The following is a 523-nucleotide window of genomic DNA, read 5'->3' as shown; positions in this document are numbered from 1 at the left end:
CAAAGGAACAGGTCGGGTGTTTGATGGCCATGTGAGGAAACTCCTGGATGGCAATGACGGCCTTGCCATGATCATCATGCCTCTGCTTGACGCCTGGTACGGCATACGCTTGCGTACGGCCGATCTTGATCGCCAGCTGGTCGCAGCCGCACGCCAGAGCCGGGCTGCGAAACTGTTGATGACGATCCCGGGCATCGGCGCCGTCACGGCCGTCTCTTATGTCGCCGCGATTGAAGATCCGGACAACTTCAAAACGTCGCGCTCGGTGGGCGCCTGGCTCGGGCTGACAACGCGGCGCTACCAGTCAGGCGAAGTCGACTACGATGGCCATATCTCTCGAAGAGGCGACTCCTATCTGCGGGGGCTGCTTTATGAAGCGGCGACGGTGATCCTTACCAGAACCAGTGCCAGCAACGAGAGCAGTCTCAAAAGTTGGGGGCTTAAGCTGCGTGAGCGGTTGGGCTTCAAGCGTGCTGCGGTGGCACTCGCCCGAAAGCTTGCGGTCATCATGCACAGCATGCTC

1 protein-coding gene is annotated in these 523 nt (G+C 60.0%); it reads left to right on the top strand.

Annotated features, from left to right (window positions below):
* A partial coding sequence (locus tag QD408_RS27140; protein WP_414141433.1) for an IS110 family transposase occupies window positions 1-523 on the top strand: 523 nt, incomplete at both ends.

Source organism: Rhizobium sp. BR 249 (genome assembly GCF_047445895.1).
Taxonomy (GTDB): Bacteria; Pseudomonadota; Alphaproteobacteria; order Rhizobiales; family Rhizobiaceae; genus Rhizobium.
The sequence above is the reverse complement of the archived record's forward strand: the minus strand, read 5'-3'. Positions and strand labels throughout refer to the sequence as shown.